Source organism: Mesorhizobium sp. M0077 (genome assembly GCF_040322955.1).
Lineage (GTDB): Bacteria > Pseudomonadota > Alphaproteobacteria > Rhizobiales > Rhizobiaceae > Mesorhizobium.
Genome location: NZ_JAMYUL010000003.1, coordinates 1 through 17,407, shown reverse-complemented (window position 1 = coordinate 17,407; position 17,407 = coordinate 1). Strand labels below are relative to the sequence as shown.

At 64.3% G+C, this 17,407-nt stretch carries 17 protein-coding genes, 1 tRNA gene and 2 pseudogenes; 8 read left to right on the top strand and 12 right to left on the bottom strand.

Annotation, left to right across the window (positions count from 1 at the left end; genetic code table 11):
- Window positions 1-156 precede the first annotated feature (156 nt).
- The 4 genes from NKJ57_RS07260 (at window position 157) to NKJ57_RS07245 (ending at window position 2,557) form a co-directional block, all read left to right on the top strand.
- Entirely contained in the window at window positions 157-1,341 is a 1,185-nt protein-coding gene (locus tag NKJ57_RS07260) for a flavin-containing monooxygenase (RefSeq protein WP_352510936.1), read from the top strand.
- A gap of 51 nt (window positions 1,342-1,392) precedes the next feature.
- Window positions 1,393-1,469: transfer RNA gene (locus tag NKJ57_RS07255), tRNA-Pro, on the top strand.
- Between the two features lie 176 nt (window positions 1,470-1,645).
- Window positions 1,646-1,957, top strand: a complete 312-nt coding sequence (locus tag NKJ57_RS07250) for a hypothetical protein (protein WP_352510921.1) — start codon at window positions 1,646-1,648, stop codon at window positions 1,955-1,957.
- A gap of 339 nt (window positions 1,958-2,296) precedes the next feature.
- Window positions 2,297-2,557, top strand: coding sequence for a hypothetical protein (locus tag NKJ57_RS07245; protein WP_023738658.1), 261 nt, complete (start codon window positions 2,297-2,299; stop codon window positions 2,555-2,557).
- A gap of 8 nt (window positions 2,558-2,565) precedes the next feature.
- Here NKJ57_RS07245 and NKJ57_RS07240 read toward each other — a convergent pair whose 3' ends face one another.
- The 5 genes and pseudogenes from NKJ57_RS07240 to NKJ57_RS07220 form a co-directional block, all read right to left on the bottom strand.
- Complete coding sequence (locus NKJ57_RS07240; RefSeq protein WP_352510922.1) at window positions 2,566-2,949, bottom strand: type II toxin-antitoxin system VapC family toxin; 384 nt, start codon at window positions 2,947-2,949, stop codon at window positions 2,566-2,568.
- A complete protein-coding gene (locus NKJ57_RS07235; protein ID WP_023705316.1) occupies window positions 2,946-3,203 on the bottom strand; it encodes a type II toxin-antitoxin system Phd/YefM family antitoxin in 258 nt (85 codons plus the stop codon). The genes NKJ57_RS07240 and NKJ57_RS07235 overlap by 4 nt, the downstream gene beginning before the upstream one ends.
- A gap of 317 nt (window positions 3,204-3,520) precedes the next feature.
- Window positions 3,521-4,225, bottom strand: a complete 705-nt coding sequence (gene hdaA / locus NKJ57_RS07230) for a DnaA regulatory inactivator HdaA (RefSeq protein WP_031209584.1) — start codon at window positions 4,223-4,225, stop codon at window positions 3,521-3,523.
- A 2-nt stretch (window positions 4,226-4,227) separates the two neighbouring features.
- Complete coding sequence (locus NKJ57_RS07225; RefSeq protein ID WP_023711891.1) at window positions 4,228-5,421, bottom strand: AI-2E family transporter; 1,194 nt, start codon at window positions 5,419-5,421, stop codon at window positions 4,228-4,230.
- A pseudogene (locus NKJ57_RS07220) lies at window positions 5,393-5,933 on the bottom strand (CDP-alcohol phosphatidyltransferase family protein). Before NKJ57_RS07220 ends, NKJ57_RS07225 begins: the two are co-directional and overlap by 29 nt.
- 187 nt (window positions 5,934-6,120) lie before the next feature.
- Here NKJ57_RS07220 and purM point away from each other — a divergent pair.
- Genes purM through NKJ57_RS07205 form a run of 3 tightly spaced genes read left to right on the top strand, consistent with a single transcriptional unit; the run spans window position 6,121 to window position 8,436 of the window.
- Window positions 6,121-7,200, top strand: coding sequence for a phosphoribosylformylglycinamidine cyclo-ligase (purM, locus tag NKJ57_RS07215; RefSeq protein ID WP_023738653.1), 1,080 nt, complete (start codon window positions 6,121-6,123; stop codon window positions 7,198-7,200).
- Window positions 7,197-7,904: a phosphoribosylglycinamide formyltransferase gene (gene purN / locus NKJ57_RS07210; protein WP_352510923.1), complete on the top strand. Its 708-nt coding sequence runs from the start codon at window positions 7,197-7,199 to the stop codon at window positions 7,902-7,904. Before purM ends, purN begins: the two co-directional genes overlap by 4 nt.
- Before the next feature lie 25 nt (window positions 7,905-7,929).
- Entirely contained in the window at window positions 7,930-8,436 is a 507-nt protein-coding gene (locus NKJ57_RS07205; protein WP_352573673.1) for a SixA phosphatase family protein, read from the top strand.
- Window positions 8,437-8,628: 192 nt separating this feature from the next.
- On the opposite strand, the gene NKJ57_RS07200 is transcribed toward NKJ57_RS07205, so the two are convergent.
- From NKJ57_RS07200 to NKJ57_RS07175, 6 genes and pseudogenes are all read right to left on the bottom strand, one after another.
- On the bottom strand, window positions 8,629-8,862 hold the full coding sequence (locus tag NKJ57_RS07200; protein ID WP_352510925.1) for a DUF680 domain-containing protein: 234 nt from the start codon (window positions 8,860-8,862) through the stop codon (window positions 8,629-8,631).
- 237 nt (window positions 8,863-9,099) lie between these two features.
- Entirely contained in the window at window positions 9,100-9,873 is a 774-nt protein-coding gene (gene dapB, locus NKJ57_RS07195; RefSeq protein ID WP_352510926.1) for a 4-hydroxy-tetrahydrodipicolinate reductase, read from the bottom strand.
- Window positions 9,874-9,936: 63 nt separating this feature from the next.
- The gene (speB, locus tag NKJ57_RS07190; protein WP_352510927.1) at window positions 9,937-10,740 is read right to left on the bottom strand and encodes an agmatinase; all 804 of its coding nucleotides are present in this window, start codon (window positions 10,738-10,740) and stop codon (window positions 9,937-9,939) included.
- Between the two features lie 97 nt (window positions 10,741-10,837).
- Entirely contained in the window at window positions 10,838-12,010 is a 1,173-nt protein-coding gene (locus tag NKJ57_RS07185) for an amidohydrolase (protein ID WP_352510928.1), read from the bottom strand.
- Between the two features lie 12 nt (window positions 12,011-12,022).
- Window positions 12,023-13,248 (bottom strand): annotated as a pseudogene (locus tag NKJ57_RS07180) (Zn-dependent hydrolase).
- Between the two features lie 2 nt (window positions 13,249-13,250).
- Window positions 13,251-14,453 (bottom strand): diaminopropionate ammonia-lyase, encoded by a 1,203-nt coding sequence (locus tag NKJ57_RS07175; RefSeq protein WP_023821301.1) that lies wholly within the window; start codon window positions 14,451-14,453, stop codon window positions 13,251-13,253.
- 103 nt (window positions 14,454-14,556) lie between these two features.
- Between NKJ57_RS07175 and NKJ57_RS07170 the strand changes: the two genes are divergently transcribed.
- Window positions 14,557-15,033 (top strand): Lrp/AsnC family transcriptional regulator, encoded by a 477-nt coding sequence (locus NKJ57_RS07170; protein ID WP_352510929.1) that lies wholly within the window; start codon window positions 14,557-14,559, stop codon window positions 15,031-15,033.
- A gap of 58 nt (window positions 15,034-15,091) precedes the next feature.
- Here the strand turns inward: NKJ57_RS07170 and NKJ57_RS07165 are convergent, their stop codons facing one another.
- On the bottom strand, window positions 15,092-17,200 hold the full coding sequence (locus NKJ57_RS07165; RefSeq protein ID WP_352510930.1) for a molybdopterin-containing oxidoreductase family protein: 2,109 nt from the start codon (window positions 17,198-17,200) through the stop codon (window positions 15,092-15,094).
- Between the last annotated feature and the right edge of the window lie 207 nt (window positions 17,201-17,407).

Sequence of the window (17,407 nt, the reverse complement as noted above, 5' to 3'; positions counted from 1 at the left end):
GTTGGCGGTAGCGCCGCCTTATTTCAGTCAATACTGTGCAACACTGCCGACGGCAAGGCCGAAGCGGCCTGCAACCAGGCCGCTTCGGCAGCGGCATCGGCCCGATACACTGGCGTAGCATCAAAAGTCATGGTCATGATGGCGACACAAAGAGGCATGGACGCAGGGATTTTGCACGCCGAGGCCGACAGCCAAGCGATTTTCGACGGCGCGATCGTGATCGGCGCCGGGGCAGCCGGCTTGACCGCAGCCCATGCGCTGCTCAAGACCGGCGTGCCTGTGATGGTGTTGGAAAAGGAAGCCCGGCTGGCCGAGCCATGGCACGGGCGGCACGAGCGACTGCATCTCAACACGCATCGCGACCTTTCGGCGCTGCCGGGCGTTTCCTTTCCTGCCGGCACCCCTGCCTTTCCGCACCGAAACACCATCATCGGCCATTTGAACGAATTCCACGCCATGCACCGGCTGCCGGTCGAGTTCGGCATTGCGGTCGAGGAGATAGGCTTCGAGGGCGACCACTGGCTTGTGCGGACCAGTGCCGGGCCGCGGCTGGCGCGCCATGTCGTCATCGCCACCGGGCGCGACCGGCAGCCCTTCATTCCGGCCTGGAAAGGCATGAAGGCCTTTGCCGGACGCATCATCCATTCGGCCGCATTCGGTAACGCCAAGGCCTATGCGGGCAAGAAAGTGCTGGTCGTCGGCGCCGGCAATTCCGGCTTCGACGTGCTCAATCACCTGGTGGCAGCCGGCACCGGACAGATCTGGCTGTCGGCGCGCAACGGTCCGGCACTGCTGCCCAAGCGCCTCGGCCAGATCGCCGTCCATCGGTTTTCGCCGATCCTGGCGCGGCTGCCGTTCAAGCTCGCCGATGCGGTGATGGCGGCGACGCAGCGATGGGCCTTCGGCGACCTCACGGCCTACGGCGTGCCGCCGACGCCTTCGGGCGGCGCAAGCCGGCTGGCGTCGGATTATACCGCCATCGCCACCGATGACGGCGCGGTCGATGCCATCAAGGACGGCAGGATCATCGTCTTGCCAACCGTGCGGGAATTTACCCGCGACACGGTCGTTTTCGACGATGGCGCGACGATCCAGCCGGATATCGTCATCGCCGCGACCGGCTACCGCACCGGGCTCGAGGCCATGCTGGGCAAGCTCGGCGTGCTCGACGAAAAGGGCGTGCCGCTGTTCAACGGCGCGGACAGCGACCCGAAACTGCCGGGCCTGTGGTTCACCGGCATGCGGCCAAGCATCCGCGGCTGCTTCGCCAATGCCCGCATCCAGGCCAAGGCGATCGCAGCCAGGATTGCACGGGAGCGCAGACCGCCAAGCCCCGTTTGACGATTTAGGGGTTGCGCGACAGGGTCCGGAACCGTATACGCCGCAGGGCCTCGGAGTGTAGCGCAGCCTGGTAGCGCATCTGGTTTGGGACCAGAGGGTCGGGAGTTCGAATCTCTCCACTCCGACCATTTTTTCCCACAAAGCCAGTCCTTGCCCAAGGTCACTCCCAAGGTCGCCAATGGCTGCCTCGCCGGTAGCGCATGGCGGCACGCATTGCCCAAGCAGCAGCCGCTCGCCGATCGGACCCTACATTGGAACACCAGTTCGCTCCGAGAGTTGTGTATGTTCAACCAAGGAGCCAACAATGAAAACCCTTCTCATCGCCTCGATGATCGCGTTCGCCGGAACGGCGGCTTTGATCGCACCGGCGCAAGCCGCCAGTCTGACTATCCAGTCCGATGACGACGATCAATATTCGTCCGACGATGGCGATATACAGATTCGTCGCCATCACCAGCGCCACAAAGACTATAGCGACGATTATGGCGACGACTACAGCGACAACCAGGATGGCCAATGGCGGCGCCACCACCGCCATCACCGCTGCCATATCGAACTGGTCAGGCACTGGCGCCATCACCACAGGGTCGTCGAAGAGGTCAGGGTCTGCGGCTGATCCGGTCGCTTCGGACCGAGTTGGCGGCCGGAGCACCAATCTGACCTAAAGCGCGAACGGACTCACGCGACGCGCTTGAGGTCTTGTTTGATGCATGTGGTTCTCTCAAAACCGGGGCCACTTGAGCGACATGCATCAGGCGCCGGTATCATCGACAGCATCCCTTCTGCGGGTTTGGCTGAAAATCCGACGCAGGGATAATCCCCCCGCTTCCACCTCTACCGCCGGTCTAAAAGCACGTCGCGCTGAAACGTATCCAGGTGATGCATGTCGTTCTGTCAAAACCGGGACCACTTTTGAGCGACATGCATTAGACTCCGGGCAAAGGGGAGATTCTGGATGCTTGGTCTCGAGGCATGGCTTTCGCTGATTGGCCCTGCCTACTTCGCCTTGATCGGCATCACGGTTCCGTTCGTCGTAGTCTGGGCCATTATCTGTGCAGCCCTGTGGATCTGGAACAACCGGCCGAGCAAGAGGCAAGGCCCTCCCCGCTCGTGGCCCGCCAGCGTGCTGTTCTTTGTCGTCGTTGCCGCGTGCTACGTGGCAGCGCATACGGTGGTCTATCTGCTGGTCCGGTATCTGGCGGCGTTGTGGGCATAAACGTAGCTCTATAGAGCGCTCTCGATATCGGTCTTCGAAAAATCGTCGCCAACATAGAGCAAGCGGCAGGCTCGATCCTTTGCCACTTCATAGGCAAAGCAATCGCCGAAATTGAGCCCGGCCGGATGAATACCCTTGCCCCATCGCCCATACGCCTCGGCTATGCGCCGGCCAGAGGCTGGTGTCACCGCCGTGACCTCGAAGCCGAGCCCGTCGATCAGGCCGGCCATTTCCTCACCGACATTGCGCCTATCCGCCACGATCAGCGCCTCGGCCACTGTGCCAGCCGAGATCAGAATATCGTCTTCGGCTTCCAGCGCCGCAATGCAGGCACTGGATTGAGGTTCGGCAAAAACGATCGCCATCAGGGCCGAGGTATCGACCACGATCATTCGGGCAGGCCATCAGCGCCATAGAGGAAATCCTGACTGCGCGCTGCATCCGGCCCGGCCTTCGCCTTGGCAGCGCCGGATGCTCGCATTGCCTCCAGCAATGCCCGGCGGCCTTTCCTGTCAGGGGCAGCCTTCACGGGAACAAGGCGCACGGCTGCATGACCATGGCGGGTCAGGATAATTTCATCCCCAGCCTCGGCACGACGCACCAGTTCGGTGAGCTGCCCCTTGGCGTCTGTAACGGATACCTGCATTGACCACTCCTTTATGGACCATGCTCTGGTCCATACTCAAAAAGTAGACCATCTAATGGTCCATTTCAATGCAGGACGATGAGATGCGGCTTGGTGAAGTCTGAATGACAGCTGGCGCGCAATCGTAGGCCTTGCGGCGATTCTATCTGAAGGTAAGCTCGCCGGGCGAGAACCCCAATCATCACTCCCGGCGAGCCTACAACCCGATCAGGAACGCGATCAGGACCGGGGTCAGCCGGCAAACGCAGTGTTGCAAGATGGATGCCAGAGGTTTCTTCTCGAAATGGGACAGGAGCGGAGTCTTCTCCTTCCACTGCCTACACCTCGAACTCGCCCTGCCCTTCGTCCATTGCGCTGACGGTTTCGGCGGCGAGCGCCCTGGTGATCGGCGTCTTGCGCTCGAGCGCGGTGCGGTCGAGGCGCTCGACCACGCGCATGGCGGTGGCCAGCGAGCGCTCGATGCGGCGCACCAGATATTGCACGACATGCGGCTCGACCTCGACCTGGCGGTCGGCGAAGAGTTTGGTGATGACACCGGCCAGAAGCAAATCGTCCGGCTCATGGATCTCGACGGTTGCCGCCGCCTTCAGCCGCGAGGCAAGATCGGGCAACGTCACCCTCCAGGCGGCGGGGAAGCGCCGCGCCGTCAACAGCAAGGTGGCCCCGGCGCCGCGCACTTCATTGATGAGATGGAACAGGCCCGCCTCGTCGATGGCTGTCTTGTCGACATCGTCGATCAGCGCGGGCCTGCCGCCAAGCCCGGTGATGGCATTGCCGATGCGCTGGGCATCGACCGCCACAGCGTTGGCCCGCGCCTGCCAGATCGAGCCCAGATGTGTCTTGCCGGAACCGGCCGGGCCAGCGAGCACGATCACCGGCGACGGCCAGTCCGGCCAGCGATCGACAAGGGCTGCCGCCTCGCGGTTGGTGGCCGACACCACCAACTCGTCGCGCGAGTAGCCAGTGCCGTGGCCAAGGTCGAGCGGCAGTTGGCGCGGCGGTTCGGTCTTATGATCCGTCACGTTCAGCCGCGCGGCGACCGGTGGCCGCCGCCGCGAGCGGCGGGCAGCGGCGGGACGGGCTCGGTGGAGTGTCCCTTGTAGAGCGGCGATTCGAGATAGCGGGCAATGGCAAACCGCACCAGCACGGCAACCGCCGCCGAAGCAGGAACGGCGATCAAAAGGCCGACGAAGCCGAACAGGGCGCCGAAAGCGAACAGCGCAAACATCAGCCAGACCGGGTGCAGGCCGACGCTTTTTCCGACCAATCTGGGCTGCAGGATGTTGCCTTCGATGAACTGGCCGATGAAGAACACCACGGCGACAGCAACGATCATGGTCCAGTCCGGCCAGAACTGGACGAAGGCGACGCCGACGGCCAGGACCAGTCCGGTCAGCGAGCCGACATAAGGGATGAACGAGATCAGCCCGGCGAAGAGGCCGATGAGGATGGCGAAATTCAGCCCGGTCAGCGTCAGGCCGGTGGCATACATGCCGCCGAGCACCAGGCACAGCGTGCCCTGGCCGCGCACGAAGCCGGCGGTCGCGGTGTTGATGTCCCTGGAGATCGCCCTGACCGTCCCGACATAATCGCGCGGCACCCAGCTGTCGACGACCGCCACCATGCGATCCCAGTCGAGCAGCATGTAGAAAGCGACAACCGGAGTGACCACGAACAGGCTGACCACCGACACCAGAGCAACGCCGGAACTCCAGATCGAGGTGAAGACGGTGCTCAGCAGGCCGAAACCGGACGTGAGCAGCGAATTCAGCCCGTCGCGCAGGCCATTGGCATTGACGCCGAATTTCTGCTCCAGCCATTTCGGATCGAAGCTGGTGATCAGCGACTGCAGCCGGGTCAGATATTCCGGCAGCTTGCTGGCGAAATCGGCCATCTGCGTGGCCAGTACCGGAACCAGGATGACGAAGGCCAGCACCAAAAGGACGATGAAGGCAATCAGGATGACCACCGTCGCCATCAGCCGGGAGAGGCCGAGGCGTTGCAGCCGGTCGGCGACCGGGTCGAGAAAATAGGCCAGCACCATGCCGGCAACGAACGGCAACAGGATGCTGGAAAAAATGTAGAGGAACAGCGCCAGGAAGATTGCCGTGCCCAGCCAGAAGAAAATCTGGCGGCGAAACGCCAGGGACGCAGCCGCGTCTGCTAACGCGGCAGTCGCGGCATTCTTGTCAACTACCCGGGGTGGAGCCTTCGCCATAGCCGCTCATATGCCTCAGCCAAGCCACGAGATAGGCCGCGGCCGAAGCCACGGTCAAGACCCCGGACAGCAATATGAGCGCAGGCCTGAGCGGGTCGAGGTGGAGGCCAAGGGCAAGTTCGCCCAGCACCACGGCGCCAGCACGATCTGGGCGGCGGTGTTGGCCTTCGACACATAGAGCGGCTTCATCTCGACCGGATGCGCCATGACCGTGGACAGACGGCGCAGATGATCAGCGCATCGCGTGACACCATGGTCACCACCAGCCACAGCGGCAATTGCCCGATGAAGCCCATGACCACGAACACCGAGACCAGAAGCACCTTGTCGGCCATCGGATCGAGATAGGCGCCGAGTTTCGAATGCTGGTTGAAGCGGCGGGCGATGAAGCCGTCGACGCCATCGGAAATTCCGGCAACGAGAAATCCGGCAAAGGCCCAGTCCCAGCGCATGTTCAGCATCGCCAGCACCAGCACGAAGCGCAGGATGGTGATGAGGTTGGGAATGGTCAAAGGCATGTCCCGCCATGCTTGTTCTGCAGATAGATGATGGAGATGGATTGTGGCTGCAAGGACCAGCGGTGAAGGGGCGACTGTCCACGTATTTATCCTGGGCAAAAGCCCGGTATCCTGTCGTCATCCTTGCCCCCCGAAACCATTCATGCGAAGAGCCGCCGAGGGAAACAGGGATGCGCCGACGATGAGCAAGGGCGACCGGGCCAAGCGCAAGAACGGGCTCACCTATGCCGAGGCGGGCGTCGACATCGATGCCGGCAACCTCATGGTCGAGAAGATCAAGCCGCTGGTGCGCGCGACGCGCCGGCCGGGCGCCGATGGCGAGATCGGCGGTTTTGGCGGCCTGTTCGACCTCAAGGCGGCGGGTTTCACGGATCCGGTGCTGGTCGCCGCCAATGACGGCGTCGGCACCAAGCTGAAGATCGCCATCGATGCCGGCAAGCACGACACGATCGGCATCGACCTCGTCGCCATGTGCGTCAACGACATCGTCGTGCAGGGCGCCGAGCCACTGTTCTTCCTCGACTATTTCGCCACCGGCAAGCTCGACCCCGACCAGGGGGCGGCAATCGTCGGCGGCATAGCAATCGGCTGCCGACAGGCCGGCTGCGCGCTGATCGGCGGCGAGACCGCTGAAATGCCCGGCATGTATAACGACAAGGATTACGACCTTGCCGGCTTCGCCGTCGGTGCGGCCGAACGCGGCCAGTTGCTGCCGACCGACGATATTGTCGAAGGCGACGTGCTGCTTGGGCTGGCTTCCTCGGGCCTGCATTCGAATGGCTTTTCGCTGGTGCGCCGTATCGTTGCCGTCAGCGGGCTTGCCTGGAGCGATCCGGCGCCGTTCAACGACGAAGCGACGCTGGCCGAGGCGCTGCTCGAGCCGACCCGCATCTATGTGAAGTCGGTCCTCAAGGCCATCCGCAACACGCATGGCATCAAGGCACTGGCCCATATCACCGGCGGCGGCTTTCCCGAAAACATTCCGCGCGTCCTGCCCAAGGACTTTTCCGCAGAGCTCGATCTCAATGCCATCGATGTGCCGGCGGTGTTTTCCTGGCTGGCGAAGACTGGCGGCGTGGCGCCGGAGGAGATGATGCGCACCTTCAACTGCGGTATCGGCATGATCCTCGTCGTCGCCTCCGGCCAGGCCGCACAGGTCGCAGCCGTGCTGCAGGAGGCCGGCGAGACGGTGACGCCGATCGGCCGCATCGTGCCGCGCCGCGACGCCGGCGTCATTTATCGGGGCTCGATCGGCCTATGAGCAGGAAACGCACGGTTGTTTTGATCTCGGGACGCGGCTCCAACATGACGGCGCTGATCGCGGCGGCCAGCGACCCGGCGTATCCGGCCGAGATCGTTGGCGTCATTTCCGACCGGGCCAACGCCGCCGGCCTCGGCATCGCGGCCGCGCGCGGTATCCCGACCAAGGTCATCGTGCGCGCCGACCATGCCAGCAAGGAAGCCCATGATGCGGCGATCGACGCCGCGCTGATTGCATTCAACGCCGAGATCGTGGCGCTGGCCGGCTATCTGCGCATCCTGTCCCGCGGCCTGGTCGAGAAGTGGCAGGGGCGCATGATCAACATCCACCCTGCCCTGCTGCCGGCCTTCAAAGGCCTGGACACGCATGCGCGCGCCCTGCGCGCCGGCATTCGCATTCATGGCTGCACGGTGCATTTCGTCACATCAGAGATGGATGACGGCCCGATCATCGCGCAGGCAGCGGTGCCGGTGATGGTCGGCGACAACGAAGACACGCTGGCCGCCAGAGTGCTGAAGGCCGAGCACCGGCTTTATGCGCTGGCGCTCGGGCTGCTCGCCGACGGCAAGGCGCACATGGAAGGCGGTCGCACCGTGCTGGCACATTTCGCCGACGATGCCGAAAACGGAACTTCCGTGGTGATGGCGCCCGACCCGCTGCGCGAAGAACGCGATCTCGAACATCTGGCGCGGATCACGCCGTAGGCCGACATTGGCGACACCGAGACAATTGCTCCTGCTGCGCCACGCCAAGTCGAGCTGGGACGACCCGGCGCTTGCTGATTTGGACCGGCCGCTCGGGCCGCGCGGGCTGAAGACGGCGCCGCCGATGGGGCGCGAACTGGCGCGGCGCAGTTGGCCGCCTGACCTGGCGCTGGTGTCGCCGGCGCTGCGTACGCGCGAGACATGGCGGCTGGTCTCGGCGGAACTGTCGGCGAGCGTAACGGTGGAGTTCGCCGAGGCGCTTTTCGAAGCCACGGCTGGCGACATTCTGGCCGAGCTGCAGCAGGCAGTCGCATCGGCTAGCTGTCTCCTGGTGCTCGGCCATAATCCCGGCCTGGAGGACTTTGCCCGCCGGCTCGCCGGTCCGCGATCGGGTGTGGCTGCTCTCAGGAAACTTGAAGAGAAATTCCCGACCGGCGCCCTTGCCCGCTTTGTCATCGACGGCGACTGGGCGGATCTCGGCTTCGGCGCGGCCCGGTTGACGCATTGCATCAAGCCGAAGGATCTAAGCTAGACCAAGCTGCCTAACGGGCTAGCCGCAGGTGACAGCCGCAAACCGTGTTTTGAAAAGACCACGGTCAAACAAGGAGATAGGACCAATTGCTGGCGGATTGATTCAAGATCTTTGCGGCCCGAGTCGATTGCATAAAAACAAGAGCGGTGGGCCGGGCCCACCGCTCTTTGTGGTCGTAGATTTCTCAGAAAATCAACGACCCCAGATGCCCTGGCCGGATTGCGGCTGGTTCGAGTCGCCCTTGATCGTGAAATCGCCGAGGCTGGCCGGCTTGCGGATCGAGGCGGTATAATTGTGATCGATGTTGCCGGCGGGCGCTGTCACAGCAGGCTGGTTGACGCCGTCGGAGCCGTAGTGGTCGCTGCCTGCGAAAGCGGTGCCGGTGGCAAGGAGGATGGCAGCAGCGGTAAGTGCGATCTTGGTCATTTCAGGTAATCCAGATTTTTCAGTTCTGTCCGTCAAGTGGCGTGCCTTGGGAGGAATTCGCGTCGCTCGGACCACCCCGAAATGGGTGTGCGTTGCTGCCATTGCCAATCACAAAAATGTGCGAACCGAACCGTTCGGTTCGGTGTGGGAAGGCGCGAAATGGCGTAGTTGTTGCTATATTCTATTCTCTAGGCGGCTCCGACCTCGCAACGCCCCTCGTTGCGTTACCCTTGCATCTCAAAAGGTCGTGAAGCCCAGTACGTCGCGCATGTCGTATTCGCGGGGCGGCCGGACGGCGACCCAGCGTGCTGCCGCAATGGCGCCGCGCGCGAACATCGAGCGGTGGCCCGCCGAATGGGAAAGCGTGAGCGTCTCGCCCTCGGCCAGCAAGCTCACGCTGTGCTCGCCGACGATGCTGCCGCCGCGCAGCACGGCAAAGCCGATCTCGCCGGCAGGGCGTGGACCTGTAAGGCCGTCGCGGATGCGTTTCGCCACATCGTCCAGCCTGACGCCATGTCCGCGAGCGGCCGCCTCGCCCAGCATCAGCGCCGTGCCCGACGGTGCGTCGACCTTCATGCGGTGATGCGCTTCCAGGATTTCGATGTCGGCGGCGGGACCAAGTGCTCGCGCCGCCTGCTCGACCAGCCCGGTCAGCATGCTGAGCCCGAGCGAGTAGCTGCCGGAGCGAACGATGGCGACGGACTTCGAAGCAGCAGCGATGGCGGCGAGATCGGCCGGCTCGAAGCCGGTCGAGCCGATGACCAGCGCCGGGCCGCCGCGGGCCGCGCAAGCTTGTGCAAGATCGACGGAGGCCGCAGGCGTGGTGAAATCGATGACGACATCCGCAAGCGCCAGTGCTTCGTCGCGCTCGACCAGCCCCTCACCGATGCTGCCCGGCCTGTGAAAGCGGGCGACGAGCGTCAGCCTGGGATCGGCCTCGACGGCCAGCGCCATCTGGCTGCCCATGCGCCCGTTCGCGCCGGCTATGGCTATTTTCAAAGGATGCGGCATGGCGGCTTTCACTGGAAATGCGAGTCGCAACAATGATCTACCATGCCGCCCTGCCAGATTGATTCAGCCGGCGCCATGCGTCTTGAGCATCATGCCGGCGATGTCCTTGACCAGCTTGGCGGCAACCAGCGCGGTGAGATTGGAGACGTCCTGGCTTGCATTGTATTCGACGACATCGGCGCCGACGATGGGCTGGTCGATCCGCTGGATCAGGTTGATCACTTGCCGGGTTGTAAGACCACCGGGTTCGCGGTGCGACACGCCGGGCGCACAAGCCGGGTCGAGGCCGTCGAGATCGACCGAGAGATAGACCGGCGTCTTGAGATCGAGCTGCAGATCCTCGCTGAAATGCCGCGCCTCGATCATTTCGACGCCGAAGCGCTTGAGCTGGTCACGAAGCTCATCATTGAGGGTGCGCAGGCCGATCTGGATCAGCCGGTCAGCCAGCCCCTCCTCCAGGATGCGCGCGAAGGACGAGGTGTGGGACCGCCTGTTGCCCTGATAGGCATCGTAGATGTCGGGATGGGCGTCGATCTGGACGATCGTTAGCCTGGCATGGCGGCGGCGCACGGCACGCAGCACCGGCCAGGCGATGGCATGATCGCCGCCGAGGCTGATCAACGGGTGGCCGGCATCCAGCGCGCGGCCGACCTCGGCCTCGATTCGCTCCCACGGATCGCCGGCGCCTGAAAAGTCGATGTCGCCGTGGTCGACGAAACTGTCCGCCACATCGAAGCCGGTTTCGCTCCACGAGCTGTGCGCGTCGCTTTTGAGTTCCCGCCGGATCAGGGCCGGCGCTGCGGCCGCGCCCTTGAGATAGGACGAGTTCTCGTCATGCGGTATTCCCAGAAGCGAAACCCTGGTCATCGGCGTGCGATCTCCGGCAACAGGCAATCTCCCTAAACCCGGCAGCTGGCTTGGCGATAGCAGTGCCGCTTGGGCCAGTTGCGAAGGCGATCAGGCGTCATTTCCCGATCGCGCCGCCCAGTCTTTGCCTGACGATCGCGATATGGAAATCCGTGCCATGCAACAGCCCGTCATCGTTGAAGTCGTAGCTGGAATTGTGCAGCGGCGGCGAGGTCTCGCCATTGCCGAGAAAGACGAAGCAGCCCGGTACGTGATCGAGGAAGCGGGCGAAATCCTCCGAGGCGGTCATCGGCTCCGCCGCGATGCTGGCGGCGCCATAGGCCAGCACGCGCCTTGCGGCGACAAAGGCCGCGTCCACCAGGTCGGCATCGTTCTGCAGCGGCACGAATTCCCTGCTATAGGTCACGTCGGCGGCGACATTGTAGGCAGCGGCGGTGCCTGCCGCGATGACCCGCATCTGGCGCTCGATCTCGGCGCTGACCTCGGGACGAAAACTGCGGGCGTCACCGAGGATGCGGGCGAGGCCGGGCAATGCGTTGCGGGTGCCGTCGGTGATCAGCTCGGTCACCGAAACCACCGAAATGTCGGCGGGACTCAGCCGGCGCGAGACGATGGTCTGCAGATTGGTGACCAGCGCGCAGGCGGCGACCAAGGTCTCGTTCCCGGAATGTGGCCGCGCCGCATGGCCGCCGATGCCCTTGAGCACGATCTCGAAATTGTCCTCCGCCGACATGAACGGGCCGGCACGGGTCTCGAAATGCCCGACGGGCAGGCCAGGCATGTTGTGCAGGCCAAAAATCTCGTCGAAGGGAAAGCGCTGCAGCAGCCCGTCGTCCAGCATCGCCAGCGCGCCCCTGCCCCATTCCTCGGCGGGCTGGAAGATGAAGCGCACGGTGCCGTCGAAACCGCCCTCGGCGGCCAGCAGCTTTGCCGCGCCGAGCAGCATGGTGGTGTGGCCGTCATGGCCGCAGGCATGCATGATGCCGGGGTTCTGCGAGCGATGGGCGGTCGCGGACTGCTCGGTGATGCGCAGCGCATCCATGTCGGCCCTGAGCGCAATCGCCCGGTTGCCGCTGCCGCGCTTCAATGTGCCGACGATGCCGGTGCCGCCGACCCCCTCTGCAACATCGTCCAGCCCGAATTCGCGCAGCTTCGCGGCGACAAAGCCAGCGGTGCGCTTTTCCTCAAAGCCGAACTCGGGGTGCGCGTGCAAATCGCGCCGCCAGCCGGTCATTTCCTGCTTCAGCACATCACGATCGAGCTCAGCCATTTTCTCCCCGACCTATCTTGCAAGCTCACTGGCGACATCAAGCAGGATGTTGGTGCCGGCGACAAGCTCGGCATCTTCAGTGTGTTCGCGCGGATTGTGGCTGATGCCACCGGCGCTCGGGACGAAGATCATTGCCGCCGGCGCGAGGCGGGCCATCATCTGCGCGTCATGGCCGGCGCCCGATGTCATGCGCCTGACGCCGAGACCGCGGTTCTTCGCGGCCGCCTCGATCCGTTCGACGATGCCGATGTCGAATAGCACCGGTTCGAAGCGGGCGAGCCGCTCGACCGAGATCGATACGTTCTCCAAAACCTCAAGCTCCTCGAGATAGGCAGCAAGGGCCGCCTCATGCGCCTGCAAGCGCTGTTCGTCGGGATCGCGCAGGTCGATGGTGAAGACGGCGCGCGCGGGAATGACGTTGATGGCGTTGGGTTCGAAGCGCATCGTGCCGACCGTGGCCACGGTTGGCCCATTTGAAGCCCTGGCCCGATCGTGCAGGAAGGTGATGATGCGGGCGGCGGCGTGGCCGGCGTCGCTGCGCATCGACATCGGCGTGGTGCCGGCATGGTTGGCGGCGCCGTCGATGGTGATGCGCTGCCAGGAAATGCCTTGCAAATTCTCGACCGCGCCGATCGGCACGCCTTCACGCTCCAGCACCGGCCCCTGCTCGATATGAAGTTCGAGATAGGCATGCGGCTTGAGGAAGCCGGGTTCGCGGTCGCCGGCATAGCCGATGCGGGCGAGCTCCTGGCCGAGCACGCTGCCATCCGTGCCGATGGCGGCCAGCACGGCCTCGGCACTGACGCCACCGGCATGGCATAGCGAGCCCATCATGTCAGGCGTGTAGCGCACACCTTCCTCATTGGTGAAAGAGGCGACCGCGACCGGGCGCGACGGCGAAAAGCCCGAAGCCTGCAGCGTCTCGATCACCTCCAGCCCGGCCAGCACGCCGTAGCAGCCATCATAGATGCCGGCATCGATAACGGTGTCGATATGCGAACCGATGAGCAGCGGCGCCTGCCCGGCATTGTCGGGGCTTGCCAGATGCCGAAGATATTACCGACCCGGTCGATGGCGACTTCCAGCCTGGCCTGCCTGAGCCAGCCGACAAAGAGGTCACGGCCCTGTTTGTCTGTGTCGGAGGCGGCGAGCCGGATCAGCCTATCCTCACTGTCGCGGCCAACGGCGGCGAGTTCCCGGATGCGGCCAAGCAGACGCTGTGCATCGATCCCGATCATGGCTATGCCTCGGCCTTCAGCTTGCCGGCCAGCACATCGGCGGGGCTCTGCCCGACCAGCTCGGTATAGCGGTGCGGGTCTGTGGCGCCTTCGGTGTTGATTACAAGCACGCGGGATTTGTCGTCGAACCCGAGAGCGGCCTTGTGGTCGGCCACCGCCCGGATCAGCCCGGCCAGACCGACGCCGCCGCTTTCGCCGGCGACGATCACTGGATCATTGCCAGCCGGCCGTGCCAGCCGCCGCATCACCGCGACCGCCTCCTCCTCATCCACCGTCATGAAGGCATCGGCAACCCGCGCCAGAACGCGCCAGGCAACTTGCGAGGCCTCGTAGCATTCGAGCATCGCCATCACCGTCGGCTGGTCGTGTGCGACCTTGACCACGTGGCCCGCCCGGGCGGCTGCGACAACGCAGGCGGCGCGGGCCGGCTCGACGACGATGAAGGTCGGCCTGGCGTCACCGAGCACGATGGCGAGATGGCCGGCCAGGGCGGCGGCAATGCCGCCGACACCGGCCTGCACGAAGACATGGGTCGGCGGCTGCGGCAACTGGCCCAACGCTTCGCGCACGATCGCCGTATAGCCCTGCATGACCAGACCGGGGATGCGCTCGTAGCCCGGCCAGGAGGTGTCGGACACCACGGTCCAGCCTTGCTCCGCTGAAACCTCGGCGGCCTGCCTGACCGAGTCGTCATAATTGCCGTCGACGCGGATCATCTCGGCGCCATAGCGGGCTATTGCTGCAATGCGCGCCTCGCTGACGCCGGCGTGAACGAAGATTGCCGCTTTCGCGCCTACCAACTGTGCACCTTGCGCGACCGAGCGGCCATGATTGCCGTCGGTGGCGCAGGCAACCGTCATGCCGGCAGCGACCGCCCGGACGTCGAACCGGTTGAGATCGGCCACGTCAACGGGCCGATGAAGCGATCGGCTCGCCTCCTCCAGCACCAGTCGAAAAACGGCATAGGCGCCGCCGAGCGCCTTGAAACTGCCGAGACCGAGGCGAAAGCCTTCATCCTTGATGTGGACGGAGCCGAGGCCGAGTTCGCCGGCCAGCGTCGGCAATGCAAGCAACGGAGTTGCCAGGTGATTGTCGCGATGGGCAAGAAAGCGCTCGACCGTATCGGCACCGGCATTCCCCAGCGTTTCGGCATCGACCGGATCGAGCGGCCGACGGTGCAAGGCATTGCTGTTGAGCAGGAACACGGGTGGCCTCCTTTGGGTGTGACGAAATCATATTGCAGCCGAGGCGCAAATAGCGCTGTTATTGGCGCTTCGAAATGCAAGTTTGTTTCGCCAGGATAGCGCTTTGCCTCGATCGCCTTCGCTCGACAGTTTCGACCTCGCCATCCTTGCCATCCTGCAGCGGGACAACACGATGCCGCAGCGGCTGATCGGCGAAGCCGTCAACCTGTCGGCGCCGGCGGTGCAGCGGCGCATCAAGCGCATGGAACAGTCCGGCGTCATTGCGGGCAATGTCGCCGTGGTCGACCCGGCGGCGGTCGGCCATCCCATCACCATTTTCGTCGAGGTCGAACTGGAGAGCGAACGCTCGGACCTGATCGACGCGGCCAAGCGGCAATTCTCGGCAGAGCCCGAAGTGCAGCAATGCTACTACGTCACCGGCGAGGCCGACTTCATCCTAGTCATCACCGCGGCCGACATGGGGGCCTATGAGGCCCTGACGCGCAGACTGTTCTTCGACAGCAAGAATGTCCGAAAATTCCGCACCTTCGTTGCCATGGACCGTGTCAAGGTGGGGCTGATGGTGCCTCTGCCGGGATAGCCAGTCTCTTTTACGCAATTCCGGACGGAAAACCGCTCACACTTTTCCTGGAATTGCTTTAGCCCGCCGGCCGCAGCCAGACCTTGTTGTCGTGGAAGGCCGCACCGCCATAGGGCGCTGGTGCGTCGGCGCCGGTGAGCACATTGATGCCTTCGCCACGCTCATGGGCGCTGTTTGGCCAGATGCCCTCGGCGATCACCACGCCGCGCTTGAGGCCTTCGAACAGCTTTGCGTGCAGCACCACCTCGCCGCGCCGGTTGCCGACCTCGATACGGTCGCCGTCGCCCAAGCCAAGCGCGGCAGCGTCGTCCGGATGCACCAGGAGTTCCGGCCGGCCTTCCTTGGCTCTCGACACCGGAGTCTCGGCGAATGTCGAATTGAGAAAATTGCGCGCCGGCGATGTGGCGAGCCGGAACGGATGCTCGGCGTCCGCGACCTCGATCAGGTCGACATGGTCGGGGAATTCCGGGAGCTCCGCCACCGGCCCGAACAGGCCCATGCTTTTCGGCGGCCGGTTGGGCGCCGCCTGCCCGCTCCAATTGGCGCGGAAATGGAATTTCTTGTCGGCATGGCCGAAACCATCGATGAAATGCGCCGCCTCGAAATCCGGCTGCAGGTCGACCCATTTGTCTTCCTTGAGGCTGGCGAAGGAGCCCAGCCCGCGCTTGCCCAGGATGATGTCGATATGCTGCTGCTCGGTCAGGCCAAAGCCCGGCCGGTCGGAGACGCCGAGACGCTGCGCCAATTGCTCGATGACGAAATGGTTGGTGCGCGGCCCTTCCGGCGGGTCGATCAGCTTGGGACCAAGCGTGATGTGCTGGTTGCCGCCGCCCTTGTAGACGTCGTCATGCTCGAGAAACATCGTTGCCGGCAAAACGACATCGGCGAGCTTTGCCGTGTCGGTCATGAACTGCTCGTGCACGCAGGTGAACAAGTCGTCACGCAGGAAACCCTGCTTCACCAGCCGCTGCTCGGGCGCGACATTCACCGGGTTGGTGTTCTGGATCAGCATCGCCGTCACCGGCGGGCCGCCATAGAGCGCGTCCGCTGCACCGGTCAGCACCGGGCCGATGCGCGACTGGTCGAGATGGCGAATATTGGGATCGCGCATCGCGGCGCCTTCCAGCACATCCTGGTTGAGCTTGAAGATGCCGGAATTGGAATGGAAGGCACCGCCACCCTCATATTGCCAGGCGCCCGTGACGGCGGCGATGCAGGATGCCGCGTGCATGTTGACCGCGCCGTTGCGCTGGCGGGCAAAGCCATAGCCGAGGCGGAAATAGGTTTTCCTCGTCGTGCCGACGAGGCGTGCGAAAGCCTCGATCTCGGTGACGGCAAGACCGGTGATGGCGGAAGCCCATTCCGGCGTGCGCGTCTCCAGATGCGCTTCCAGCCCCTTCGGATCGTCGGTGTATCTTTCGAGATAGGCGCGGTCGGCCATGCCTTCCCTGAACAGCACATGCATGACCGCGCAGGCCAGCGCGCCATCGGTGCCGGGCTTCAGCACAAGGCCTATATCGGCCTGCTTCATCGTCGCGTTCTCGTAGACATCGATGACGACGATCCTGGCGCCACGCTCCTTCCGCGCCTTGATGGCGTGGGTCATGACATTGACCTGCGTGACCACGGCATTGGTGCCCCAGATCACCACGCAGTCGGACTTCGCCATCTCGCGCGGATCGGGACCGCGCAAGGCGCCCGCTCCCATCATCCAGCCGGTCCAGGCCAGATTGGTGCAGATCGAGCCGAAGAAGCCGGAGTATTTTTTCGCATGGCGCAGCCGGTCGATGCCGTCGCGCTGCACCAGCCCCATCGTGCCGGCATAGAAATAAGGCCAGACGGTCTCGGAGCCGTATTTTTCCTCGGCCGCGATGAAGTTCTCGGCGACGACGTCGAGTGCCGCTTCCCAGCTGGATTCCTTCCAGACGCCGTCGCCCTTGGCGCCGGCGCGCATCAGCGGCTTCAGCAGTCGGTCCGGATGATGGACACGATCGGCATAGCGCGCGACCTTGGCGCAGACCACACCAGCCGTATACGTATTGGACTTGGCGCCATGGACACGGCCGATGCGGTTGCCATCGAGCAGTTCGACCTCGAGCGCGCAGGTCGAAGGGCAATCATGCGGACAGGCGGAGTGGCCGATTCTGAGCTTGGCGTGCTGGTTCATGCGGCGTTTTTAGCGGGTTTCGCGGGCGGCGTGTAGGGCCAGATCTTACCCTCCCCTTGATGGGGAGGGTCGGCGCGCAGCGACGGGGTGGGGTGCGGCGCGGGGGGGGGCCGCCCCCCGCCCCCGCGGGGCGCGCCGCCCCCCCCCCCCGCCCCGGCGGCGCGCGCCACCCACCCGGGCGCAAACGCAGCAGACAGCAGGCGAGGT